Origin of the sequence: Kitasatospora sp. MBT66, from assembly GCF_000710405.2 — a bacterium.
Lineage (GTDB): Bacteria > Actinomycetota > Actinomycetes > Streptomycetales > Streptomycetaceae > Kitasatospora > Kitasatospora purpeofusca.
Map to the genome: position 1 here is coordinate 874,468 of NZ_JAIY01000010.1, position 23,772 is coordinate 898,239.

The 23,772-nt window shown below is 73.7% G+C and carries 24 protein-coding genes; 13 read left to right on the top strand and 11 right to left on the bottom strand.

The window, feature by feature from the left end; genetic code table 11:
- From BI06_RS28590 to BI06_RS28610, 5 genes are all read left to right on the top strand, one after another.
- On the top strand, positions 1–452 hold a 452-nt coding region (locus tag BI06_RS28590; protein WP_043472444.1), incomplete at its 5' end, for a CdaR family transcriptional regulator.
- Between the two features lie 107 nt (positions 453–559).
- Positions 560–1,330 (top strand): lipoyl(octanoyl) transferase LipB, encoded by a 771-nt coding sequence (lipB, locus tag BI06_RS28595; protein ID WP_043473332.1) that lies wholly within the window; start codon positions 560–562, stop codon positions 1,328–1,330.
- A 217-nt stretch (positions 1,331–1,547) separates the two neighbouring features.
- A complete protein-coding gene (gene lipA / locus BI06_RS28600) occupies positions 1,548–2,561 on the top strand; it encodes a lipoyl synthase (RefSeq protein ID WP_030391547.1) in 1,014 nt (337 codons plus the stop codon).
- Positions 2,562–2,796: 235 nt separating this feature from the next.
- The gene (locus BI06_RS28605; RefSeq protein WP_043472446.1) at positions 2,797–3,006 is read left to right on the top strand and encodes a hypothetical protein; all 210 of its coding nucleotides are present in this window, start codon (positions 2,797–2,799) and stop codon (positions 3,004–3,006) included.
- A 205-nt stretch (positions 3,007–3,211) separates the two neighbouring features.
- Positions 3,212–3,904, top strand: coding sequence for a DUF4191 domain-containing protein (locus BI06_RS28610; protein WP_030391548.1), 693 nt, complete (start codon positions 3,212–3,214; stop codon positions 3,902–3,904).
- 136 nt (positions 3,905–4,040) lie between these two features.
- Here BI06_RS28610 and BI06_RS28615 read toward each other — a convergent pair whose 3' ends face one another.
- On the bottom strand, positions 4,041–4,508 hold the full coding sequence (locus tag BI06_RS28615) for an RDD family protein (RefSeq protein ID WP_030391549.1): 468 nt from the start codon (positions 4,506–4,508) through the stop codon (positions 4,041–4,043).
- Between the two features lie 300 nt (positions 4,509–4,808).
- Between BI06_RS28615 and glnA the strand changes: the two genes are divergently transcribed.
- Positions 4,809–6,221 carry a type I glutamate--ammonia ligase gene (glnA, locus tag BI06_RS28620; protein ID WP_030391550.1) on the top strand — a complete coding sequence of 471 codons (1,413 nt, stop codon included), beginning with the start codon at positions 4,809–4,811 and terminating at the stop codon, positions 6,219–6,221.
- Between the two features lie 217 nt (positions 6,222–6,438).
- On the opposite strand, the gene BI06_RS28625 is transcribed toward glnA, so the two are convergent.
- Positions 6,439–7,722: an MFS transporter gene (locus BI06_RS28625; protein ID WP_199523356.1), complete on the bottom strand. Its 1,284-nt coding sequence runs from the start codon at positions 7,720–7,722 to the stop codon at positions 6,439–6,441.
- Between the two features lie 72 nt (positions 7,723–7,794).
- Between BI06_RS28625 and BI06_RS28630 the strand changes: the two genes are divergently transcribed.
- A complete protein-coding gene (locus BI06_RS28630; protein WP_051742029.1) occupies positions 7,795–8,781 on the top strand; it encodes a GlxA family transcriptional regulator in 987 nt (328 codons plus the stop codon).
- Between the two features lie 33 nt (positions 8,782–8,814).
- On the opposite strand, the gene BI06_RS28635 is transcribed toward BI06_RS28630, so the two are convergent.
- Both BI06_RS28635 and BI06_RS28640 read right to left on the bottom strand, forming a co-directional pair.
- Positions 8,815–9,291 (bottom strand): iron chaperone, encoded by a 477-nt coding sequence (locus BI06_RS28635; protein WP_043472450.1) that lies wholly within the window; start codon positions 9,289–9,291, stop codon positions 8,815–8,817.
- Positions 9,292–9,362: 71 nt separating this feature from the next.
- Complete coding sequence (locus BI06_RS28640) at positions 9,363–9,827, bottom strand: pyridoxamine 5'-phosphate oxidase family protein (RefSeq protein WP_030391554.1); 465 nt, start codon at positions 9,825–9,827, stop codon at positions 9,363–9,365.
- Between the two features lie 117 nt (positions 9,828–9,944).
- On the opposite strand from BI06_RS28640, the gene BI06_RS28645 reads away from it, so the two are divergent.
- Positions 9,945–12,728: a LuxR C-terminal-related transcriptional regulator gene (locus tag BI06_RS28645; protein WP_043473338.1), complete on the top strand. Its 2,784-nt coding sequence runs from the start codon at positions 9,945–9,947 to the stop codon at positions 12,726–12,728.
- Between the two features lie 70 nt (positions 12,729–12,798).
- Here BI06_RS28645 and BI06_RS28650 read toward each other — a convergent pair whose 3' ends face one another.
- Complete coding sequence (locus tag BI06_RS28650) at positions 12,799–14,016, bottom strand: cytochrome P450 (protein ID WP_043472453.1); 1,218 nt, start codon at positions 14,014–14,016, stop codon at positions 12,799–12,801.
- A gap of 168 nt (positions 14,017–14,184) precedes the next feature.
- Between BI06_RS28650 and BI06_RS28655 the strand changes: the two genes are divergently transcribed.
- Positions 14,185–14,541 carry an arsenate reductase family protein gene (locus tag BI06_RS28655; RefSeq protein ID WP_030391557.1) on the top strand — a complete coding sequence of 119 codons (357 nt, stop codon included), beginning with the start codon at positions 14,185–14,187 and terminating at the stop codon, positions 14,539–14,541.
- A gap of 100 nt (positions 14,542–14,641) precedes the next feature.
- On the opposite strand, the gene BI06_RS28660 is transcribed toward BI06_RS28655, so the two are convergent.
- Positions 14,642–15,112, bottom strand: coding sequence for a pyridoxamine 5'-phosphate oxidase family protein (locus BI06_RS28660; RefSeq protein WP_030391558.1), 471 nt, complete (start codon positions 15,110–15,112; stop codon positions 14,642–14,644).
- A 166-nt stretch (positions 15,113–15,278) separates the two neighbouring features.
- On the opposite strand from BI06_RS28660, the gene BI06_RS28665 reads away from it, so the two are divergent.
- Entirely contained in the window at positions 15,279–15,839 is a 561-nt protein-coding gene (locus tag BI06_RS28665; RefSeq protein WP_043472455.1) for a DUF1697 domain-containing protein, read from the top strand.
- A 91-nt stretch (positions 15,840–15,930) separates the two neighbouring features.
- The gene (locus BI06_RS28670; protein ID WP_043472457.1) at positions 15,931–16,476 is read left to right on the top strand and encodes a DUF1707 and FHA domain-containing protein; all 546 of its coding nucleotides are present in this window, start codon (positions 15,931–15,933) and stop codon (positions 16,474–16,476) included.
- Between the two features lie 65 nt (positions 16,477–16,541).
- Here the strand turns inward: BI06_RS28670 and BI06_RS28675 are convergent, their stop codons facing one another.
- Complete coding sequence (locus BI06_RS28675; RefSeq protein ID WP_043472459.1) at positions 16,542–17,504, bottom strand: DUF1152 domain-containing protein; 963 nt, start codon at positions 17,502–17,504, stop codon at positions 16,542–16,544.
- Between the two features lie 65 nt (positions 17,505–17,569).
- On the opposite strand from BI06_RS28675, the gene BI06_RS28680 reads away from it, so the two are divergent.
- On the top strand, positions 17,570–18,172 hold the full coding sequence (locus BI06_RS28680) for a hypothetical protein (protein WP_051742031.1): 603 nt from the start codon (positions 17,570–17,572) through the stop codon (positions 18,170–18,172).
- Between the two features lie 47 nt (positions 18,173–18,219).
- On the opposite strand, the gene BI06_RS28685 is transcribed toward BI06_RS28680, so the two are convergent.
- Both BI06_RS28685 and BI06_RS28690 read right to left on the bottom strand, forming a co-directional pair.
- The gene (locus tag BI06_RS28685; RefSeq protein WP_043472461.1) at positions 18,220–18,696 is read right to left on the bottom strand and encodes a hypothetical protein; all 477 of its coding nucleotides are present in this window, start codon (positions 18,694–18,696) and stop codon (positions 18,220–18,222) included.
- Between the two features lie 142 nt (positions 18,697–18,838).
- Entirely contained in the window at positions 18,839–19,498 is a 660-nt protein-coding gene (locus BI06_RS28690) for a TetR/AcrR family transcriptional regulator C-terminal domain-containing protein (RefSeq protein WP_043472463.1), read from the bottom strand.
- A 156-nt stretch (positions 19,499–19,654) separates the two neighbouring features.
- Between BI06_RS28690 and BI06_RS28695 the strand changes: the two genes are divergently transcribed.
- Complete coding sequence (locus BI06_RS28695; RefSeq protein ID WP_043472464.1) at positions 19,655–21,223, top strand: FAD-dependent monooxygenase; 1,569 nt, start codon at positions 19,655–19,657, stop codon at positions 21,221–21,223.
- Between the two features lie 106 nt (positions 21,224–21,329).
- On the opposite strand, the gene BI06_RS28700 is transcribed toward BI06_RS28695, so the two are convergent.
- Both BI06_RS28700 and BI06_RS28705 read right to left on the bottom strand, forming a co-directional pair.
- Entirely contained in the window at positions 21,330–22,094 is a 765-nt protein-coding gene (locus BI06_RS28700; RefSeq protein ID WP_030391566.1) for a hemerythrin domain-containing protein, read from the bottom strand.
- 286 nt (positions 22,095–22,380) lie between these two features.
- Positions 22,381–23,514: an esterase family protein gene (locus tag BI06_RS28705; RefSeq protein WP_233290311.1), complete on the bottom strand. Its 1,134-nt coding sequence runs from the start codon at positions 23,512–23,514 to the stop codon at positions 22,381–22,383.
- Positions 23,515–23,772: the final 258 nt, after the last annotated feature.

Consider the following 23,772-nt stretch of genomic DNA (forward strand, 5'->3'; position numbering starts at 1 on the left):
CCCGGCTGGCGGGCTTCCCGGTCACGGTGGGCGCCGGCCGGCCCGCCTCCGGACCGGTCGCGCTGGCCGCCGCGTACGCCGAGGGGCTGCGCTGCGTCCGGGCGCTGCGGGTGCTCGGCCGGGACGGGGAGGGCGCCTCGGCGGGGTCGCTCGGCTTCCTCGGGGTGCTGCTCGGCGACGGCCACGACGTCTCCGGCTTCGTCGGCGCGACGCTGGGGCCGCTGCTGGACTACGACGCCCGGCGCGGCACCGAGCTGGTCCGCACCCTGCGCGCGTACTTCGACTGCGGCGGCAGCCTCACCCGGGCCAAGGACGAGCTGCACGTCCATGTGAACACCGTCGTCCAGCGCCTCGACCGGGTCGAGGTACTGCTGGGCCAGGACTGGAACGGTCCCGAGCGCTCGCTGGAACTCCAGCTGGCCCTGCGGCTCCAGCTGCTGTCAGGGGCCTGAGCGGGCGCCTGGACGGTCCGTACGGGCCGGGGCGTACAGTGGCGAGGTTGGTCTCGAACGCCTGGCAAGGAGCAGCAGCGGTGAGCGAGAACGTTCGGTTCGTCCGGATGGGCATCGGCGACGGTGCCGTCCCGTACCAGGAGGCCTGGGAGGAGCAGCAGCGGCTGCACGCCCTCCGGGTCGCCGACGAGATCCCCGACACGGTGCTGCTGCTGGAGCACCAGCCCGTGTACACGATGGGCAAGCGCACCAATCCGGCGGACCTGCCGCTGGACGGCACCCCGGTGGTCGAGGTGAACCGGGGCGGCGAGATCACCTGGCACGGCCCCGGCCAGCTGGTCGGCTACCCGATCGTCAAGCTGCCCGACCCGATCGACGTGATCGCGTACGTGCGGCGGCTGGAGGAGGCGCTGATCCGGGCCTGCGGCGCGTTCGGCGTCGGGACCACCCGGGTCGAGGGCCGCAGCGGCGTCTGGGTGCTGGGCGGGGACATCCCGGACGCGGTGGTGGACCCCGCGCAGGTGGTGGACATCGGCAAGCTCACCCTGCGGATGGGCCTGCCGCTCGGCATCGACCCCCGACTGGCCGGTCCGGAGTACGCGCCGTCCAACGCGGGTCAGCGCGGCGACGACCGCAAGCTGGCCGCGATCGGCGTCCGGGTCGCGCGCGGGGTGACCATGCACGGCTTCGCGCTGAACTGCGACCCGGACATGACCTGGTTCGACCGGATCGTGCCGTGCGGCATCCGGGACGCCGGGGTCGCCTCGCTGGCCGGCGAGCTCGGGCGGGCCCTTCCCGTCGCCGAGGCGCTGCCGCTGGTCGAGAAGCACCTGGCCGAGGTGCTCGCCGAGCTGCCGGAGCCGGCGGCCGGGCGCTGAGCCCGGGAACCGGTTCCGGGTGTTGAGCCCGGACGCCGGTCCGGACGCTGGTCCCGGACGCTGTTCCCGGATGCCAGTCCCGGACGCCGGTCCCGCACCCGGGAATCTACTTGCCGGTAGCCCTGTTGCCCTGCGATTGCGGGGTCCCGGCCCCGGCGAAGGCCGTACAAGCACAGGCGTACCCTGGGGGTACCCCGTCTAGTTCTAGGAGTCGCACGTGTCCGCTGTCGCGCCCGACGGCAGGAAGCTGCTCCGCCTGGAGGTCCGCAACAGCGAGACCCCCATCGAGCGGAAGCCCGAGTGGATCAAGACCCGCGCGAAGATGGGGCCGGAGTACAACGCCCTCCAGTCGCTGGTGAAGAAGGAAGGGCTGCACACGGTCTGCCAGGAGGCCGGCTGCCCCAACATCTTCGAGTGCTGGGAGGACCGCGAGGCGACCTTCCTCATCGGCGGTGACCAGTGCACCCGCCGCTGCGACTTCTGCCAGATCGACACCGGCAAGCCCGCCGACTTCGACCGGGACGAGCCCCGCCGCGTCGCCGAGTCCATCGTCACGATGGACCTCAACTACGCCACCATCACCGGCGTCGCCCGCGACGACCTGCCGGACGGCGGCGCCTGGCTGTACGCGGAGACCGTGCGCCAGGTGCACGCGCTGACCGCCGCCCGCGAGGCCGGGCGCACCGGCGTCGAGCTGCTGATCCCGGACTTCAACGCGGTGCCGGAGCAGCTGGCCGAGGTCTTCTCCTCGCGCCCCGAGGTGCTGGCGCACAACGTCGAGACCGTGCCGCGGATCTTCAAGCGGATCCGCCCGGCGTTCCGCTACGAGCGCTCGCTGAACGTCATCACCCAGGCGCGCGAGGCCGGGCTGGTCACCAAGTCCAACCTGATCCTGGGCATGGGCGAGACCCGCGAGGAGGTCAGCCAGGCGCTGGCCGACCTGGTCGGGGCCGGCTGCGAGCTGATCACCATCACCCAGTACCTGCGGCCGTCGCTGCGCCACCACCCGGTGGAGCGGTGGGTCAAGCCGCACGAGTTCGTCGAGCTGCAGCAGGAGGCCGAGGAGCTCGGCTTCGCCGGGGTCATGTCCGGCCCGCTGGTCCGCTCCTCGTACCGCGCCGGGCGGCTGTACCGGCAGGCGCTGGAGCACCGCGAGCGGCAGAGCGGGACGGCGGCGTCGGCCCCGGCCGCGTCCTCCCCGGTCGCGGACGCCCCGGTCGCGGCGGTCTGACGGGCAGCGGCGACGGTTTCACGCCATCGGAGGGGCGGGGCTTCGGCTCCGCCCCTTTCGCTTCACCGGACTTTGACTGCCTGGTCACGGACTGGTAACACGGAGTGGGGATGATGGCGTCTCCATGAGTGTTCGATTTTTCTCAGCCACACCTCCGAGCACGTCCGCACCTCCGCGCGCACCCGGTCACGGGTCCGCGCGCGCGGCCGCTCGGTCCGAGGGGAGCTGTTTCGGCATGCGGGTCGATTTCCGGGTGGAACTCCGGTCGGTGAGCACCGCGCTCCGGCTGGCCGAGAGCGTGCTGCTGGCGGGCGGCCAGCGCCAGGCGCGGCGGAACGCCTGGGCCGCCGTCTGCGAGAACCGCAGGCACGCGGCGGCGCGGGAACTCGACGGCGGACCGGCGGGCGCCCCGGTGGGCGGACCGGCGAACGCCGCGCGCCGCTGACGGCGGACAGCGGCGGGCGCCGAGGGGTGGGGAGCCGGGGTGGAGGACGGTACTCCAGGGGTACGTCAGGAGTACTTCGAGGGCAGTTCAGGGGCAGTTCGGGGGGCGACACACCGGGCGGAACAGGGGCACCCGGGTCACGGTTCGGGGCGAACGGGTACCCGGGCTTGGATATCCCGTACCCGCGCCACGTACCATGAGCGTTATGGCGAGGGAAACATCCGAGAACCCCGGGCGACTGAAGCAGATCCGCCTGGCATACACCATGACCAAGAAGGTCGACACCAAGATCGGCCTGATCATCGCCGGCGTCGGCCTGCTGACCTTCGGCGTGTTCCTGGCCATCGGTTTCGCGATCGAGCACCCCGTCTACCTGGGAATCCTGGGCTTCATCGTGGCCTTCCTGGCCATGGCGATCGTCTTCGGGCGCCGGGCCGAGCGCGCGGCGTTCGGGCAGATGGAGGGCCAGCCGGGCGCCGTCGCCGCTGTGCTGAACAACATCCGGCGCGGCTGGAGCGCGAGCTCCACGCCGGTGGCCGTCACCCGCAGCCAGGACGCGGTCTACCGCGCCGTCGGCCGGGCCGGCATCGCGCTGATCGGTGAGGGCAACCCGAACCGGGTCCGCCAGCTGCTCGCGTCCGAGAAGAAGAAGATGGCCCGGGTCGTCGGCGACGGCGTGCCGGTGCACGACATCGTGGTGGGCGACGGCAAGGACGAGGTCCCGCTCAAGAAGCTGCAGATCCACCTGATGCGTCTGCCGCGCGCCATCACGCCCGCCCAGGTCACCGAGACCAACGACCGGCTGCGCGCGCTGGGCGACCTGCTCTCCAAGGCCCCCATCCCCAAGGGCCCGATGCCCAAGGGCGCCCGGATGCCCAAGGGCGGCCAGGCTCGCTGAGCCCCTCCCCCGTCGACACCAGAACGGCCCCGCCGCGGAGCTTCCGCAGCGGGGCCGTTCGGCATTACGGCGCGTTCGGGGTTCCGACGTTCGGCGTTCCGACGTTCGGGGTTCCGGCATTCGCACCGGCTCGGGATCAGATCCGGACCTCGACGGTGCCGACCGCCTTGTCGTGCAGCCCCCGGGTGTCGCGGTCCCAGACCAGGGCCGGCACCACCAGGAAGAGCAGCGCCGTCCGCAGCAGCACCTGCGGGATGGTCGCCCGGCCGCCGTCGAGCCGGACCACCCGCAGGCCGAACAGCCGCTTGCCGAAGGTCGTCCCGGTCGTCGCGAGCAGCAGCACGATGACGGCGAAGAGCAGCGGAGTGGTCCACATGTTCGCCGAGCCCGCGGAGCCGTTGCCGAGCAGCCCGTAGGCGACGACGGCGACCAGCCAGCCGTCGACGAACAGGGCACCCAGCCGCCGGCCCGGGCCCGCGATCGAGCCGGAACCCTCCTTGGGCAGTCCGAGGCGCTCACCGCGGTAGCCGAAGTCGGCTCCCATCTTCTCGGCGGCCGCCTTCGGGCCGTCGATCCACGATCCCAACGCTTCTCTGGTGTCCACGAATCCACATTAACCGGGCGAACACCGGGGACGGCCACCGCCTCCCCGACCCGCACCGCGCCGCCCGCCCGCGCGCGCCACCGGAGAGTGAATCGGCCGCCGCCGGCTTTCCCCCGCCCTTCCCCAGTGGTCCAGACCACTTCAACGCCCCCACCTGGCCGGGCGAGGCGTTTTGTCCAGGACCGTAGGGCTTTGCCGCCCACGTGACGTGTGCGGTTAACATTCAGGAAACGACTGGGTCACCGGCCGGAAACGGCCCATTCCTAGGGTGAGCCCCATTCGCTACGCCGAGGAGGATGGATGTTCAACAACGCCGCCGAAGTGAAGCAGTTCATCCAGGACAACGACGTGAAGTTCGTCGATGTCCGCTTCTGCGACCTGCCAGGCGTTCTGCAGCACTTCTCCGTACCCGCGGCGACGTTCGACCCGTCCGAGACCCTGATGTTCGACGGCTCGTCGATCCGCGGCTTCCAGGCCATCCACGAGTCCGACATGGCCCTGGTCCCCGACCTCGCCACCGCCAGGCTCGACCCGTTCCGCCAGGAGAAGCACCTCAACATCAACTTCTTCATCCAGGACCCGGTGACCGGCGAGGCCTACAGCCGCGACCCGCGCAACGTCGCCAAGAAGGCCGAGGCCTACCTCGCCTCCTCCGGCATCGCGGACACCGCGTTCTTCGGCCCCGAGGCCGAGTTCTACGTCTTCGACTCGGTCCGGTTCGACACCAGCGCCAACGCCTCGTACTACCACATCGACTCCGAGGCCGGCGCCTGGAACTCCGGCTCCACCGAGGGCGACGTCCGCGGCTACAAGGTCAAGTACAAGGGCGGCTACTTCCCCGTCCCGCCGGTCGACCACTTCGCCGACCTGCGCGCCGAGATGTCCCTGGAACTCGCCAAGGCGGGCCTGGAGGTCGAGCGCCAGCACCACGAGGTCGGCACGGCCGGCCAGGCGGAGATCAACTACAAGTTCAACACCCTGCTGCACGCCGCCGACGACCTGATGCTGTTCAAGTACATCATCAAGAACGTCGCCTGGCGGGCCGGCAAGACGGCCACCTTCATGCCGAAGCCGATCTTCGGCGACAACGGCTCGGGCATGCACGTCCACCAGTCGCTGTGGACCGAGGGCGTACCGCTCTTCTACGACGAGCAGGGCTACGCCGGACTCTCCGACACCGCCCGCTACTACATCGGCGGCCTGCTCAAGCACGCGCCGTCGCTGCTTGCCTTCACCAACCCGTCGGTGAACTCCTACCACCGCCTGGTCCCCGGCTTCGAGGCCCCGGTCAACCTGGTCTACTCCCAGCGCAACCGCTCCGCCGCGATCCGGATCCCGATCACGGGCTCCAACGCCAAGGCCAAGCGCATCGAGTTCCGCGCCCCCGACCCGTCCTCCAACCCCTACCTCGCCTTCGCCGCCATGCTGATGGCCGGCCTGGACGGCATCAAGAACAAGATCGAGCCCCTCGAGCCGGTCGACAAGGACCTCTACGAGCTGGCCCCCGAGGAGCACGCCGGCGTCCCCCAGGTCCCGTCCTCCCTCCCGGCCGTCCTGGAGGCCCTCGAAGCCGACCACGAGTACCTCCTCGCGGGCAACGTCTTCACCCCGGACCTCATCGAGACCTGGATCGACTTCAAGCGCACCAACGAGATCGCCCCCATCGCCCTCCGCCCCCACCCGCACGAGTTCGAGCTCTACTACGACCTGTAGGAGTAGCCCCGACCTGCGGTAACGCAGTTCGACCTCTCGCCGTTTCCGCAGGTCAGCGCCTCGCTGACCTGCGGAGGACGAGCAGGAGCAGGAGGCCGGCGCCCCGTCGGCAAGCGCGACCTCCATCGGTGTGCAGCGGGACGACAACCGGCTCGCAAGCCAGGAGAACACCCCGCTGCCGACACCGAACGAGTGACCTACGGCGAACACGAGCCGGTCACCCGGTGAAGGTCGGGCCAGCGGGTGGGGTACGGGGGAGGTTGCGGATGGCGGGGGTGGCGATGAGGGTCGCGCAGCCGGCCAGGCAGGCGGCGGCCGACAGGAGGAGCAGGTGGGCCGGGGAGGCCAGTGCGGTGGCCGGGCCGGCCAGTAGTTGGCCGAGTGAGATGCCGGACACCGAACCCGCCAACTCGTAGGCGGAGACGCGGTTGAGCACGGTGGGCGGGGTGTGGGTCTGCACGCTGGTCGCCCACATCACCGACCAGAACGCCAGGGCGGCGCCGCCGAGGACGTGGCCCGCCAGGAGAAGTGGCAGGCCGGCGTCCACGGCCACGCAGAGCGGCAGCGCGGTGTACAGCACCATGGCCGCCGTGCCCGCGGCGAGTGGGCGGGCCGGGCGCAGTCGCAGGGCCACCAGGCCGCCGAGTACGGTTCCGGCGCCGAGGAAGGAGACCGCGAGGCCGTAGGCGTTCGGACCGAGCCGGTCGGCGACCAGGGCCGAACCCAGCGGCACCAGTGGGCCGAAGAGCAGGACGCCGAAGACCATCCAGACGAGGATCACCGCCCACATCCAGGTACGGGCGCGGAACTCCCGCCAGCCCTGGAGCAGTTCGCGGCGGAGCGGGCCGCCGGTGCGGGCGGTGGGACCGGGGTCGGCCGGGGCGGGCCGGACGAGGGCCAGGCACAGGGCGCTGAGCAGGAAGGTGCCGCTGTCGATCGCGTACACCGCCCCGGCGCCGGTCAGCGCGATCAGCAGTCCCGCCAGGGCCGGGCCGAGCAGGTGGGCGAGCGCGTCGGCCACTTTGAGGGTCGCGTTCGCCCGCTGCGGGTCGGCCGCGACCAGCGGGACCATCCCGTTCACACCCGGCAGGAACATCGCGACGGCGGCGCCGGCCACCGCCGCCATGGTCACCAGCAGCCAGAACGGCGGCCGTCCGGCGAAGAAGGCGGCAGCCAGCACGCCCTGGGTGAGCACCCGTACGAGATCGGCGGCGACCATCGTCCGACGGGCACCGATCCGGTCCGTGAGCACCCCGCCGAACAGCACCAGGAGCACGAACGTCCCGGTCCAGGTGCCGAGGACGAGGCCGGCCCCGGAGACTCCGTACAGCGCGCCGACCGCGAGCGCGGCGGCCACGGGCATCATCGCGTCGCCGAGCAGGGAGACCGCGCGGGCGGTGAAGTAGAGGGTGAAGGGTCCGGTCCACAACGGGCTGCGGGCGTCCCGGAGTCCGGGGCCGGGGTGCGGGGCAGGTGGGCTGTGCGTCTCGGCGGTGGTCACAGCAGCGATAGTGGTTCAGACCAATTGCCCCGACCCAGTGTCCCGAACGACACGATGGGGTACTTTCCCGCCATGACGCCGCGTCCGCTCCCGGGGCCCCCGGTGCCGCACCGGGTGGTGGCCCTGCTGCTGCCTCCGCAGGACACCTTCCCGCTCGCCTGCGCGACCGAGGTGTTCGGCGACCACCGTCCGGCCGTCCCCGCCCACTACACGTTCGGGGTCTGCACCGAGCACCCCGGCCCGGTCCGCACCCGGGCGGGCTACGACCTCCTGGTCACCGCCGGGCTGGACGCGCTGGAGGACGCGGACACCGTGCTCGTGCCCGGCTGGCAGCAACCGGCGGACACGGAGGTGCCGCCGGCGGTGGTCGACGCGGTCGGCCGGGCGCACCGGCGCGGCGCGCGGGTCGTCGGCCTCTGCTCCGGTGCCTTCGTGCTCGCCGCCGCCGGACTGCTGGACGGCCGCCGCGCCGCGACCCACTGGGCCCGGGCCACCGAGCTGGCCGCCCGGTTCCCGCGGGTCCGGGTCGACCCCGGGGTGCTCTACGTGGACCACGGCGATGTCGCCACCAGCGCCGGCGCCGCGGCCGGCGTGGACCTCTGCCTGCACCTGGTGCGCGAGGACCACGGCGCCGCGCACGCCCTGCGGATCGCCCGGCGGATGGTGATGCCGCCGCACCGCGAGGGTTGTCAGCTGCAGTACGCCGAACTGCCCGCCCCGCCGGCCGGCGACTCGCTGGCACCGCTGCTGGAGTGGCTGGCCGAACGGCTGGACCGGCCGGTGAGCGTCGCCGAGATGGCCGTCCGCTCCCAGGTGTCGGCGCGGACGCTGACCCGGCGCTTCACCGAACAGTTGGGCATCAGCCCTGGACGCTGGCTGCTGGACCGGCGGATCGCCGCCACCCGGGCCCTCCTGGAGGAGACCGACCTGCCGGTGGAGACCATCGCCCGCCGGGTCGGCCTGTCCTCCGCCGTCAATCTGCGCCGCCGCTTCCACGAGGCCCTGCGCACCACACCCGCCGCCTACCGGCGCGCCTTCCGGGCCAACCGGGCCGGGTGAGTCGGGCGGGAGTCGGGCGGGAGTCGGGGACGGTCAGGCCGTGGCCGTGGTGAGGAGGGTGGTGATGCGGGCCTCGGTGGTGGGGGTGAGGGCGGTGAGGGCGAAGGTGGTGGGCCACATGGTGTCGTCGTCGAGGGTGGCCACGTCGCTGAAGCCGAGTGTCGCGTAGCGGGACTTGAACTTCTGGGCGCACTGGAAGAAGCAGAGGACCTTGCCGTCCTTGGCGTAGGCGGGCATGCCGTACCAGAGCTTGGGGGTGAGGGCGGGGGCGGCGGCCCGGACGAGGGCGTGGACGCGTTCGGCGAGGGCGCGGTCGGCCGGCTCCATCTCGGCGATCTTGGCGAGGACCTCCTGCTCGGCGTCCGCCTTGGCGGTGCGCGGGTTGCGGCGGGCGGCGGCCTTGAGCTCCTTGGCGTGCTCCTTCATGGCCGCGCGCTCGTCCTCGGTGAAGCCGTCGAAGGGCTGGGTGGGGGTCTTGGACGTGGGGGTCTTCGAAGCGGTGGTGGTCATGGTGGGCTCCTCGGTGGGACTGGTGGGGCGGGACGGTTTCATGGTGGCGCGGGAGCGCCGGGGAAGGCTTCTCAAGAACTGACCGGTTCGTCGAGCCAGCGGCCGTCGCGCATCAGCTCGCGGCCGGACAGCTCGTTCTCCTCGCGCCAGGCCTGGACGCGGCGGGGCGTGACCAGGAACCAGCCGTACCGGACGGCCGAGGCCCGCGGGTCGAAGCCGGTGCGGGCGGCGAAGCGGTCCGCCCGCTCGTACGGGAGGTCGTCGATGCCGAGGGCCTCGACCTCGCCCTCGATCATGCAGACGTCCCGGGTGTGGCCGAGTGCCAGCCGGACGGTGCCGGCGGCGGCGAGGTTGCGGCCGGTCGGGCTGCCGACCGGGGTGGCGAGCAGCAGCGCTCCGCCGTCGTGGTCGAAGGAGAGCGGGACGAGGTGGGGCACGCCGTCCGGCGAGGCGGTGGCCACCCAGACGTCGACGTCCTCGGCGAGCCGCCGTTCGATGTCCTGGCGGCGCTCGGCGGAGGGGCGCGGTCCGGTCATGGTCTCTCACTCCTGTGCTCGTCTGCGGCGTTGGACACAGCCTCCTCCGGGCGGGGCGGGGGCCACATCCGTGGTGACCACGGAACGGACCACGGAGCCGCCCCGCATAATGACGCGGTGCCGACTCCTGTGATCTCGCCCCGCGAAGCCGATGTGCTCGCGCTGCTCGGCGAACACCTCAGCAATGCCGAGATCGCCGCTCGGCTGTTCATCTCCGTGCGCACGGTCGAGTCCCACACCTCGTCGCTGCTGCGCAAGTTGGCGTTGCCGGACCGGCGGGCACTGTCCCGGCGGGCGGTCGAACTCGCCCGTGCCGAGCGGCCCCGGCCGGCCCCCGCGCTGCCGGCGCCGCTGACGGAGTTCGTGGGGCGGGAGCGCGAACGTGCCGCGCTGGCGGTGCTGTTGGCGGACCATCGGCAGGTGACGGCGGTCGGGCCCGGCGGCGTGGGCAAGACCAGGCTGGCGCTGGCGGTGGCGGCCGAGGCGGCCGGCGGGTTCGCCGACGGGGTGTGGTTCGTCGACCTGGCCCCGGTCGCCGGTCCGGACCGGGTGGCGGCGGCCGTCGCGGCCGTCCTGGGGGTCGGCGAGCAGCCCGGACAGGGGCTCGACGAGGCGGTGTGCGCCGCGTTGTCCGAACGCCGGGCGCTCCTGGTGCTGGACAACTGTGAGCAGGTGAGGGAGGGTGTCGCGCCTTTCCTGGAACGGCTGTTGGCGTCCTGCCCGGAGGTGCGGGTGCTGGCGACGAGCCGGGCCCGGCTGCTGGTGCCCTTCGAACGGGTCTTCCCCGTACCGCCGTTGTCGCGGGACGGCGGCGGGAGCTCGGAGGCGGTCGCGCTGTTCGTCGAACGGGCCACCGCGGCGGCCGGGGTGGCGCCGGACCCGGCGCTCCGGGACGGGATCGCGGCCGTCTGCGAGCGGCTCGACGGGATGGCGCTGGCGATCGAACTGGCGGCCGCCCGCTGGCCGACGCTCGGGCTGGACGGGCTCCGGGCGGGCCTGTCGGACCAGTTGCGGATCCTGGCGGGCGGCCCGCGCGCGGACGACCGGCACCGCTCGGTGCGGGCGGTCCTGGACTGGAGCCACGAACTGCTGGAGCCCGCCGACCGGGCGCTGCTGCGGCGGGTGTCGGCGTTCGTGCTGCCGTTCACGGCCGGGGCGGCGGTCGCGGTGTCGGGCTTCGCCCCGCTCGACGCGGGCGCCGTGGCCGACGGGCTCGGCCGGCTCGCCGAGCAGAGCCTGCTCACCGCCGTCCCGTCCGCGCACGGCACCCGCTACCGGGCGCTGGAGACGATCCGGCAGTACGGCGCCGAACGACTCGACGGGGCCGGGGAGTCGGCGCGGGTGCGGGGGCGCCACCTCGACTGGTGCCTGAGCGGCGCGGACGGACTCGCGCGGGCGACGGACGAGGAACGGCAGCTGCGGGAGGGCGGCTGGCAGGCCGGGTTCGACGCGCTGGCCGAGGAGCTGCGGACCGCGCTGGCCTGGGCCGCCGAGCGGCCCGAGCGGCGGCCCGACGCCCGCCGACTCGCGCTCGGCCTCGCCGGGCTCGCCTTCGACCGGCATCTGCTCGGCGAGGCCCAGCAGCGGCTCGAACAGGCCGCCGCCCTCGCCGACGACTCCTCCGTCCAGGGCTCCCCCACCGACGCCGCCGACGCCGACGCCGCCGCCGCGCTGCGGGAGGCCGCCCGGGTGGCCGGGTGCCGACGCCTCGGCGACGACATGTACCGCCTCCACCGCGCCGCCGCGGCGGCAGCGATCGACGCCGGGGACCCGGCCGGGGCCGCCCGCGACCTGGCGGCCGCCGCCACCGTCGCCCACCGCTTCTCCAGCACCTTCGTCCGCCTTCCCGCCGCCGCAGAGGTGACCACCCTGCTGGCGCGGGCCGATGAACTGTCCGACGGCTCCCCGGCGGCCTCGGCCGCCCTCGCCCTGGCCGAGGCGGCCGTGCTCGCGGACGCCTACGGCTCCGTCCAGGGCAGCCCGGACAACACGGCCCGGGAGACGGTCGGGTACGCCGAGCGGGCCGTCGAGCTGGCCCGGCGCGCGGGCGACCCGGTGGCCGAGTCCGCCGCCCTGGACGCCCTCTCCGGTGCGCACAGCTGGGCCGGGGAGCCGTTCGCGGCCGCCGGGGCCGCCCGCCGCCGGGTCGAGCTGCTGGCCCTGGCGCCGCGCACCCCGGCCACCGCGCACGAACAGGTGGACGCGCTCGCGATGGCCGCCGCGACGGCGATCGGCGTCGGCGAACTGGACCGGGCCCGGCAGTGGGGGCGGCAGCTCGCCGAGCATCCGCTGACGGCCGAGGTGGGGCACCACGCCACGTCCTGGCTGCTGGTCGCGGACGCGTTCGCCGGGCAGGAGGAGGCCGTGCTCGCGGGCGGGGCGCGGTTCCTCCGGGCCTGGGAGCAGGGCGGGCGGCCGCGGTCGTTCTCGCTCGGCCCGGCGGCCGCGGCGGTCGCCATGGTGCACGGGCTGCGCGGCGACGACGGCGCCCGGGCGTCCTGGCTGGCCGTCGTCGGCCGGGCGGGCACCGAGGAGGAGCACCGCCACGGCTACGGCGCGGTGTTCGACGCCACGGTGCTGCTCCACCGGGGGGAGGCGGGGGCCGCGCTGGAGCGGCTGTCGCCCGCCCCGGAGGAGGTGTGGAAGTGGGTGTCCTGGGTCTGGCTGCACTGGTACGCGGCGGTGCGGGTCGAGGCCTCGGTGCTGAGCGGGCACCCGGAGGCGCGCGAGCGGCTCGCCGGGGCCCGCGCCACGGTCGCGGGCAACCCGGTCGCCGGGGCCCAACTCGACCGGGCGCAGGCGCTCCTGGACGGCGACCCGGCCCGGGTGCGGGCCACGGCCGCCGCCTTCGCCGCGGCCGGCTGCCGCTACCAGTCCGCCCGCAGCCTCCGGCTCGCCTAAGCGGCCGGGGACGGGGGCGAGGACGGGGACGGAAGCGGGGGCGAGGACGGGCGCGCCCCCGGGCGGCGGCTCAGCGGGTGGTGACGGGGAGGGATTCGTAGCCGCGGAGCACCAGGCGGTCGCGGCGCACCGGAATGCCCGCCGGGGCCAGCCGGGGGAAGCGGTCCAGCAGTGCCGGGACGGCGATGTCCGCCTCCAGCCGGGCGAGTTGGCTGCCCAGGCAGAAGTGCTGGCCACCGCCGAAGCTGAGCGGCTGGCTGTCGGTGCGGGTCGGGTCGAAGCGGTCCGGACTGGCGTAGCGGGCCGGGTCGCGGTTGGCCGCGCCCAGCATCACCAGCACCACGGTGCCGGTGGGTGCGGGCAGGCCGGCCACCGTGAGGTCGGGGGCGGTGGAGATCCGGGAGGTGAGCTGGACCGGGGAGTCGTAGCGCAGCACCTCGTCCGTGAACAGCGAGGGGTCCAGCCCGCCGGTGCGCAGGCCCTCGGCGGCGCCGGGGTGGCGGAAGAGCAGGGTGAGGCCGTTGCCGAGGAGGTTGGTGGTGGTCTCGAAGCCGGCGACGAGGAGCAGGACGAGGTTGCCCAGCAGCTCCTCGCCGGAGATCCGGTCCGGGGAGTCGGCGGCGATCCGGGCCAGGTCGCTGACCAGGTCGCCGGTCGGCCTGGCCAGCCGCTCGGCGACCAACTCCGCGAAGTAGGAGTCCAGTTCGTCCGCGGCGGCATCGGCTGCGGCCAGTTCGCCGAGGTCCTGGATCAGCTCCAGGGCGATGGTGAGGTCCGAGGCGAGGCCCCGGAAGCGGTGGCGGTCGGCGACGGGGACGCCGAGCAGTTCGCAGATCACCTCGACCGGGAGCCGGAAGGCGAAGGCGTCCATGAAGTCGACGGGCGAACCGTCGGCGCCCCCGTCGTCCAGCTCGTCGAGCAGCCGGGCGACCGTCGCCGCGATCGCCGGGCGCAGGGCCGCGACCCGCCGGGCGTTGAAGGCCGAGGCGACGAGCGAGCGGACCCGGCCGTGGTCGGGGGCGTTGCGCTGGAGGACCGAGTGGCCGAGCAGCACGACCGAGGGGTGGACCAGCAGGTCCGCGTTGTCGGCGGTGAGGGTCCTGGTGTCCTCCACGGCGAAGGCGGGATTGCGCAGCACCTGGTTGGCGGCGGCGTGCCCGGTCACGAGGACCGCGGCGGGGCCGGCCGGGGCGGCGGCCCCGAGCTCGTGCGCCCGCGCGTAGAGCGGGTAGGGGTCGAAGCGCCCCTCCGTGGTCATGAGACGCTCGATGATCGACGCACCGTCCATGCGGGATTCCCCTCCCGTAGATCCAACTCCGCTACGGACAACTGTCGGTGGACGGAGGGGAGTTCCCGCGCAGGGGCGGTGGACCCGGTGCGGTCCGGACACGGGGCCGCGGGCGGCCGGGCGGCGCGGGGGCGGGGCGGGGTCGGCCCCGGTCGGTAGGGTAGTGGGATGGAGATCTGGATCAACCCGCGCTGCGGGAAGTGCCGCAGCGCACTGAACGAGCTGACCGGCGCGGGCGCCGAGTTCACCGTGCGTCGCTACCTGGAGGACCCGCCGAGCGTCGCCGAGCTGGAGCAGGTGCTGGTGCGGCTGGGCCTGGAGCCGTGGGACATCGTCCGGATCGAGGAGCCGGTGGCCAAGGACCTGGGCATGAAGCAGTGGGGCCGGGAGGACGGCGACCGGGCGGCCTGGCTCGCGGCGATGGCCGAGCACCCGATCCTGATCCAGCGCCCGATCATCACCGCGGACGACGGGCACGCCGTGGTGGCGCGCACGCCGGAGGCGGTCAGGTCCGTCCTGCCGTAGCGGCGGCCGCCGGTACCGCTCGGCCGTACCGGCCCGGGGTACCCGGGCCACCCGCCCGGAGTACCGGCCCGGGACACCGGCCGCTACCGGCGGCCGGGTGTCAGCGGCGCTCGAACCGCCGCACCGGCTCGCCCGGCCGCCAGGAGCTGATCCGGACCGCGTCCCCCTCGACGGTGGTGTGCACGACCTGCTCCAGCTCCAGCCGGAAGGCGTCGTACGGGCCGGGCGGCGGCTCCGGGAGCTCGGCCTCGTAGGCGGCGCGCTCCGCCTCGTCGGTGAGCTCCACGGCCCGGCCGGACAGCTTGGAGTCGCCGTCCGCCAGTGTCTCGTCGCTCGGGTTGCTGTGCAGCGCGAAGCGGGCGTCGCGGCGGAGGTCCCGCACCTTCATCGCGTCGTGCATCGAGCCGAGCACGACGTCCGCCCCGAAGAAGCCCACCTCGATACCGCTCACCCGGGGTGAACCGTCACTGCGCAGCGTCGCCAGGACGTGGTGCTTGTTGGCCTCGAAGCGGGCCCGCACGGCGGGGGCCAGATCCGGTGCCTCCTGCTCGAAATCCTGCCAGGTAGCCATGCCGTCAGTGTGGCACCGGCCACTGACAGCCGCCGGGCGGACACCGCCCGGACGCCTCCCGAGGGCCGCGCGGACACCGGGCACAGACCTCGCCCGGAGCTCGCACCGACGGCGCCCGGACCTCGCGCCGCCGTGCGCTGTCGGTGCCCGGTGCCACACTGGCCGGGTGACCACTACGACCACCTACATCGCCTTCCTGCGCGCCGTGAACGTGGGCGGCCGGACGGTGCGGATGGAGCAGCTGCGCGCGCTCTTCGCCGAGCTGGGCCTGGAGCGCGTCGGCTCCTACATCCAGAGCGGCAACGTGTTCTTCACCGCCGAGGCCACCGACGCGGCGGCCCGGGCCGCGCTCACCGAACGGATCGAGCGGCACCTGGCCGAACAGCTGGGCTTCCCGGTACCGGTGCTGCTGCGCACGGTGGACGAGGTCCAGGCGGTGCTCGACGCCGAGCCGTTCGCGGAGGTCGAGGTGACGCCCGAGGTCCGGCTCACGCTGAACTTCCTCTCCGAGCCGCTGCCCGCAGACTTCCCGCTCCCCTACACCTCGCCGAAGGGCGACTACGAGGTACTCGGCGCCGATCCCGGCACCGCGTTCGTCGTGGTGCACCTGAAGAACGGCAAGTGGGTCACCACCGGCAATCTCTTCGGGAAGTCCTACCAGGGGGCGGTGACCTCGCGCTTCCTGCACACCACGGTCAAGATCGTGGCGGCCGCGCGCAAGACCTGAGCCGCACCGGCGGACCCGGCGGACCCGCAGCCGGCGGACCGGCAGCCCGGGGAATCTGGACAGGTCGGCGGGGGCACCCGAGAATCGGTCCATGATGTCGCGTGAGAACCGGACACAGGTGGTCCGGCCGTCCGAGGCCGAGCGGGAGCGGGCCCTCGACGCGTTGCGGGAGGGCGCCGGGAACGGCCGGCTGTCGCACGACACCTTTCTGGGCCGGCTGGACCTCGTGCTCCGTGCGAGCAGCCGGGCCGAACTGAAGTCCGTGATGGCCGACCTGCCGGCCGGGAACCCGGTCGGACGGTTCCTGCTGCGCGCGGTGGGCCGGGTCTCCGCCTTCGGCGTGCGCCTGGGCGGGGCCTGGCGGGCCGAGCGGCTGCCGGGGCTGAGCCTCCCCCACTCCGGGGGCGGGCAGTTGACGATCGGCCGGTTCCCCGGGTCCGGGCTGCGGCTGAACGACGCCTCGGTCTCGCGGCACCACGCCGAACTGCGCCGGGAGGGCGACGGCTGGGTGCTGTACGACCTGGGCTCGACCAACGGCACCCATGTGAACGGCTACCGGATCGTCGGCGGCTTCCGGGTCCGCCCCGGCGACCAGGTGCGCTTCGGCAACCTGGAGTTCCGCCTCGCCACCGGCTGACCCGCCCCGCCCCTCGGCCCGGGACGGTCGCGCGGGACGGAGGCCCGGCGGCCGGGCCCGGCGTGTCAGTGGGGGAACTGCCGCGGTGGCCGCTGGACGGGCAACGAGTCCTGGAAGTCGCCGATGGCGGTGGCGACCTGGCGCATCAGGACCGTCCGCTCCAGCCGGTCGAGGTAGCGGTGCTCGGCGACCAGCGCCTCCACGGTGACCCCGAAGTAGAGCGTCATCAGCGGATTGACGAAGAGCTTGCCGCCCTTGGTGCGGTCCGTGAACCGGACGTCGCCGAACTGGCCGCGCAGCGCGGCCGCCACCGAGCCCTGGACGATGCTCGGGTGCTCGGGGAACGCCGCCCGGGCGTGCTCCACGGCATCCAGGTAGAGCGTCCCCTCCCGGCTGTCGCGCGGGACGGAGAAGGCGCCGAGGTAGCCGCCGGCCCGGTCGATCGCTGCGAGGTTCTCCAGAACCAGGGAGTGGTTGACGCCGTGGTGGGCATCGATGCCGAAACCGAGGCAGGCGACCAGCCGTTCGGGGACCTCGGTGAGCCCGGCGACGGCGGCGAGGCTGGTCATGTCCTCCTCCGGCGTGCCGAGGCCCGCCTCGTCGCCGCGCATCAGGATGTCGGTACCGCCGTCGACCAGCAGGAGGGCGTCGATGCCGAGTCGCTCGACGAGGGACCGGTAGGCCTCCCGCAGCGGCTGCACCCCGGTCCTGGGGAACGCCCAGACCTCGTCGGGCATGTCGTGCAGCCGGAGCCAGCGGGCGAGCGTCCGCTCGGGGAAGTAGCCCTCCGGGGCCGGGGTGTCGGGCCGGACCAGGGCCAGGTCGCTCTCCTGCCAGACCTCGGCGGGCAGGGCGTGGAGCTCGCTGAAGGAGAGGTTGGCCAGGTGCACCTCCTTGCCCGCGGCCCGCAGGGCGAGGGCGAGCGGCAGGCCCGCGTAGACGTCGAAGCCGCCGCCCGCGCCGGCGATCAGGATGCGCTCGGCGGCCAGCAGACGGGTGATCAGCGGGGGCTGGAGGAGAGAGGCCATCGAGGGACGGTAGCACCGGGCGGCACGCCCCGGCCGTTGTCGGAGGCGGGTGCTTGGATGCGGGTATGGACCAGGAGACCGTACAGAGCACCCTTACCGACGAGGTACTGCGGGACGCCGAGGAGCGGGCCCGCGAACTGATCCGGTGCGGCTTCCAGGAGCCGGACGAGATAGCCGAGTCCCTGGTCGAGGTCCTCGACGACCAGGGACTGACGATGGAGGAGGCGGAGCGGATCGTCGCTCCGCTGTGGCGGGCGCGGCTGGAGGAGCAGGCCTCCTGGCCGGAGACGACCGACGTCGACCGGTTGGAGGCCGCCTTCGACGCCCTGGAGGAGCTGGGCATCGTCGCCGCGATGGACTTCACCTGCTGTGCGAGCTGCGGTTACGCCGAGATCGGGGGCGAGGCCGAGGAGGACTCGCGGGGCTTTGTGTTCTTCCATCAGCAGGACACCGAACGGGCTGCCGACGGCGGTGCGTTGATGCTGCGGTACGGCGGGTTCCAGCTGGACGGCGAGTCGACGGAGGCCGCCGTGCGGCGGACGGCCGAGGTCGGGCGCGCGGTGGTGGCGGCGTTGACGGCGGCCGGGCTGCCCTCGGAGTGGGACGGTGCGCCGGAGACGGCGATCGAAGTCACGCCGATCACCTGGCTCAACCGCCTGCCGGAGTAGCGGCGCTCCACGACGGGCCCACCGGGTCGAGCGGGGCCGACGGGCGGTCAGCGGACGACGTGGAGTTCGGCGGTGTGCTCCTGCGCGTCGGCATGGCGCAGGGTGATCTTCGCGGAGCCGACGCTGGTCTCGACGTCCTCGGTGAGGGTCTTGGTGTCCTCGCCGAGCTTGACCTCGGCCGTGGTGTCGGTGATCCGGCCCACGGTGAGGCTGAGGGTCTTGTCGCCGCCGAAGACCTCGACGGTGTGGGTGCTGTCGGCCTTCTCGGTGTGCACGGCGACATCGCAGCTGTTGTCGTTGAGGCAGAGCGAGACACCGCCCTTGCAGGCGGTGAGGCCGGCGCCGAGCAGCAGCACGGCGCCGACCGCGAGGGCGGCCGAGCGGACGGCCGGCCTGCGGCGGCGACTGGTGGACAGGCCGCCGGAAAGGCCGCCGGGAAGGTCGGTGGCCGGACCGGCGGGCAGGTCGGCGGAGCGGAGTCCGGGGCGGTGCTCCGGGGGCGGGTTCGCGGGTGCACTCGTCATGGCTCCGACGGTAGGCGCGCGCCGCCGACCGGCCATCGGCCGTCGGCGGTACCCGGCCCCTGGCCCTCCCCCGAGCCTCCGGGCCGCCCCCACCCGGACGTCGTGCGGGGTGAATCCCTTAGGGGACAGCGGGAGTTGCCGCTCAGGACGGGTCCAGGGGCGAGGGTTCCGGGCGGAGCGAGGCCTCGACGCCGGCCACGACGATCGCCAGGCCGCGCTCGAAGCGCCGCTCGAAGTCCCCGAAGAGCTCCCGGCTCGCGGCCGCGGCGAGCGGGTGTCCGGGATCGATGGCGGCGGCACGCCGGTCCGGGTCGTAGTCGGGCGCCCGCTCCCCCGGCACCGGGTGGACGGCCTGCTCCTCGATCACGAACCCGGTGGTGAACGCGTACGCGGTGGTGAAGGCCAGGACGGCGTCGGCGAGTTCGAACCCGGCCCGGCGGAAGGCGGCGAGCAGGGCCTCCTGTCCCTCGGCGTGCCCGTAGTCGGTGAGCCGGGTGCCACTGAAGACCTTGGCGCCGTCCCGGTAGCCGAGCAGCGCGGTGCGCAGGGTGCGGCAGGTGGTGGTGATCGCCTCCTGCCAGTTCCCCGGGAGGGTGACCGGCCCGGCGTACATCCGGCGGAGCATCTCGGTGGCCATCTCGTCCAGCAGCGCCTGCTTGTTGGCGAAGTGCCAGTACAGCGCGGGCGCCTTGACGTCCAGCTCGGTGGCGATCCGGCGCAGGGTGAGGCCCTCCAGCCCGGTCTCGTCGAGCAGGCGCAGGGCGGCGTCGACCACCTGGGCGCGGTCCAGCTTCGGCGGCATGTCGCGCCCTTCCTTCCGTGACGCCCGGCCGCATTTCGCGGCGACGGGGCCGCCCGGCGCAGCCCTGCGGTGCGACGGTGCGGCATTGACAACTTAACACCGTTAAGCCCATGCTTCCGGACGTCAGCTACTTAACAACGTTAAGGAGAGTGTGCGATGACGCACGCCCCGACCCGGACCGAGGTCCTCGTTGTCGGCGCCGGCCCGACCGGCCTGACCCTCGCCTGCGACCTGGCCCGGCGCGGAGTCTCCGCGCTGCTGGTCGAGCAGGCGGGGGCGCTGTTCCCCGGCTCGCGCGGCAAGGGGCTCCAGCCCCGGACCCAGGAGGTCTTCGAGGACCTCGGCCTGCTCACCGCCGTCCGTGCCGCCGGCCGGCCCTACCCCCGGATGCTGAACTGGGAGGACGGCGAACCGCAGGGCGAGTGGGACCTCGTCGGGGGCCCCGGGCCGGTCGTCCCGGACCCGACCGTGCCGTTCCCCTCGGTCTGGATGCTCCCGCAGTGGCGCACCCAGGAACTGCTGCACGAGCGGCTGCGCGAACTCGGCGGCGAGGTCGTCCTCGGCACCGCACTGAGCGGCCTCGACCAGTTCCCGGACCGGGTCGAGGCCCGGCTGACCGGCCCCGACGGCGCCGAACGGACCGTCTCCGCCCGCTATCTGGTCGCCGCCGACGGCGGCCGCTCCACCGTCCGCCGGGCGGTGGGGATCCCGATGACGGGCGGGCAGGTCGACCCGCGCCCGGCCCTGGTCGCCGATCTGGAGATCGACGGCCTGGACCGCCGGAACTGGCACGTCTGGCCGAAGGCACCCGGCGGCCCGCTGCTGCTCTGCCCGCTGCCGAGCACCACCGCGTTCCAGTTGTTCGCCCAGTTCGGCGCGGAGGGCAGCGCGGAGAACGAGGCGGAGGGCAGCGCGGAGAACGAGACGGAGCCCGACACCTCGCCGGAGGGCGTGCGGCGGACCGTCGCGGCCCGCACCCACCTGCCGGAGTCGGCGCTCGGCCGGGTGCACTGGGCCTCCGGCTTCCGGCCGCGCACGGCGCTCGCCGAGCGGTTCCGGGAGGGCCGGGTCTTCCTGGCCGGCGACGCCGCGCACATGCACTCCCCGGCCGGCGGCCAGGGCCTCAACACCAGCATCCAGGACGCCTACAACCTGGGCTGGAAGCTCGGCCAGGTGCTGCGGCACGGCGCCGACGAGGCCCTGCTGGACAGCTACGAGGAGGAACGGCTGCCGATCGCCGCCGACGTGCTGGAGATCTCCACCCGGCTGCACCGCGCGGGCGGGATCGGGGCCGGCGGACTGCGGCGCGGCCCGCGCACCGAACAGCTCGGGCTCGGCTACGAGGACGGCCCGTTGAGCGTCGAGGCACGCCCCGGCCTGGCCGAGGACGCCCTGCGGGCCGGGGAGCGGGCCCCGGACGCGCCGCTGGACGGTACGGCGAACGGCGCGGCGGGCGACACCGCGAACGGCACCGCCGACAGCGGGACCGGCGAGGCGCGGCGGCTCTTCGAACTGTTCCGCGGCCCGCACGTCACCGTGCTCGCGGTCGGCCGCGCCCTGCCCGAACTGCCCGCCGGGGTGCACGGGCACCGGATCGACGGCGGAGTCACGGAGCGGGTGTACGGACCGGGCCTGTTCGTCGTCCGGCCGGACGGCTACCTGGGCCTGGCCACCCACGACCCCGCCGACCTGCCGGGCTACCTGGGCCGCCTCGGCCTGCGCTGAACCCCGCCGCGCAGGACGGCCCGTCGGCAACGGGCACGGGCACGACGGCATAGGCCCCCGGCACCTGCCACGCGCGTAGACCGAAGGGCCGCAAAAGCCCCTCGGCTCACTCCCCGGCCGCGTCCCAGGCCTCGGGCGGACCCCACAGCGGCGCCGTGCACCGCTGGTAGGTGGCCTGCCAGTGCGGCCAGTGCCGGGCCACGAGGTCGTCGCAGTCGGCGAGCAGCCGCTCGACCAGCGCCGGCTCGACGCCGTCCAGCAGCCAGGCGAGCGCGTCCGGCGTGCCCGGGCCGTCGGCGGAGTGCATCACGTCGAGCAGTTCGGGCAGGCTGCCCACCCGCGAGTTCTCCGTGAAGACCAGCTCCATCCGCGGCAGCAGCTGGCGCTCCTCGACCCGCAGATGGGTCTCCAGCCGGGCGGCGAGGTCCTCGATCGCGTAGGCCACCGGCCACACCGAACCGGTGTCCCGGCTGGCGATCCGGACCAGGGTGGTGACCCGGGTGAACGAGTGGTCGAGGTTGTGGTGGTCCGACTCCAGCCAGTTCAGCAGCAGCCGCAGCTCGGGCGCGAACCGGCGGACGATCGGCCAGATCCGGGTGTCCTGCTGCTCGTGGTGGCAGGACAGCACGGCGGTGACGAAGGTCCAGTGGCGCAGCAGCGCGGCGCCCTTCTCGTCCTCGCCGGGCTGCAGCAGCCGGAGGGCGTTGGGAAGCCTGGCGAGGTCGCGGCGGAGCGCGGAGTGCACCAGTCGCAGGCCGGCGAAGCGGTAGGCCTGCGGCTCCTCGTCGGCGGTGCGGTCGTGCACGGGGCCGCCCTGGGTGGGCAGGGCCGGGGACACCGGGGACGCTACGGGCAGCAGGTGGCTGGGCATGGCACTCTCTTCACGTCTCGGGCAGGGCTGGCACGACCTGGCGGAAGTGGTGGGCTGGCACTCCCACCAGGGTGATGAGAGGACATCAGAGGCGAATCAATGTCCGATTGACGTGCAGCTCAGCGGCTGTTCGACCCGCTTCGGTGGGCGCGGCGGCGAACGCGGCGCAACATTCCGCCTCGACCCTCGCCAGCACCGGGACTCTCGCGCTCGAACGCCGGAAACGGCGGAGCGGACCGGCCGATGCGATCGGCCGGTCCGCTCCGGACCCAGTGCCCCGGGTGCCTCAGTCGCTCTGCGGCCCCGCGAGGTTCTTGGTGAGCCACTGCAGGGTGTCCGGGATCATCTTCTTGAAGTCGGTGGTCAGGTGCTTCCCGCCGGGCTGCTCGTAGTACTCGACGGTGAGCGGCGGCGCGGCCTTCGCGACCCACGCCTTGACCAGCTTCATCTCGTACGCGTTGGCGCCGCCGGCGGTGGCCAGCATCCTGACGTCGGCCTTGCCCTGGGCGACCAGCAGGTCGGGGCTGTTGGCCTGGCGGTCGTTCTCGTAGCCCTTCCAGAGCGGCGAGTCGGGGTTGAAGTAGCCGTCGATCGGGACGGCGGCCTTGAACTTGTCCGGGTGCTGCAGGGCCAGCTTCGCGCTGCAGAACGCGCCGGTGGAGGCGCCCATCAGGCCCCAGCCGTCGCGGCCCTTCACGGTGCGGAAGTTGGCGCGCACGAAGTCGGGGATGTCCTCGGCCATCCAGGTGCCGATCTTGGGCTGGCCCGGGATGTCGGCGCACTCCAGGGCCTTGGCCTCGTTTGAGTCGAGGTTCTGCACCGGCATGATCATGATGAAGGGGTGGGCCTTGCCCTGCTTGGCGAGGTCGGCGTCGACCTCCTGGATCGGCAGCTGGTTGTCGGTCCAGGTGTTGTAGCCGGCGCTCTGGCCGCCCGCGTACAGGGTGAGCACCGGGAAGCCGGTCTTCGCGTACTTCGGGTCGTTGTACTCCGGGGGGAGCCAGACCCAGACCTTGCCGGAGACCCCGGACTTGGGGCCGGCCAGGGTGGTCATCATGATCTGGCCGGCCGCGGTGTCCCTGGCCTTGCCGAACGCGGCCTGCGGGCCGGTGGGCATCAGCACCTTGCCGGACCCGGCGGCCGGGGCGGGCGCCGCGGTGGCCGAGGTCGAACCGGCCGTCGGGGAGCCCGGGGCCGGGGAGCCCGGGGCGGAGGAGCCGGGCGCCGAGGAGCCGGGCGCCGAGGAGGCGGCGGCCGCGGAGGAGGAGCCGGTGGCCGCCGCCGTGCCCTTGCCGGCGCCGGCCTTCGCCGAATCGCCCTTGCTCCCGTCCGTACTACCGCAGGCCGCGAGCGCGGCGGCCAGGGTCAGGGCGGTGGCACCGGTCAGCACGGCGCGGAAACGGGAGGACTGCGGCTGCACGGTGAGAACTCTCCGACCGGTGTCGCGCCCGCTCCGCGGAGCCGGGCGGTGGCCCCCGGGTGGGGCCGGACAGGCCCGGGGCGCGACTGTCTGCGGGACCCCCGGGAGGCTGGTCGCCGCCCTGCGCGGCGGCGTGCCGTCCTGCGATCTTATGACGTGAGCCGCCCCGGGCCGGTTGCGCGCCGGCCTGCACCGATCCAATGTTTGTTCCCGATCGAGTAAAGCCTCTGCCGGTCCCTGCCGACCGGCGGGGGGACT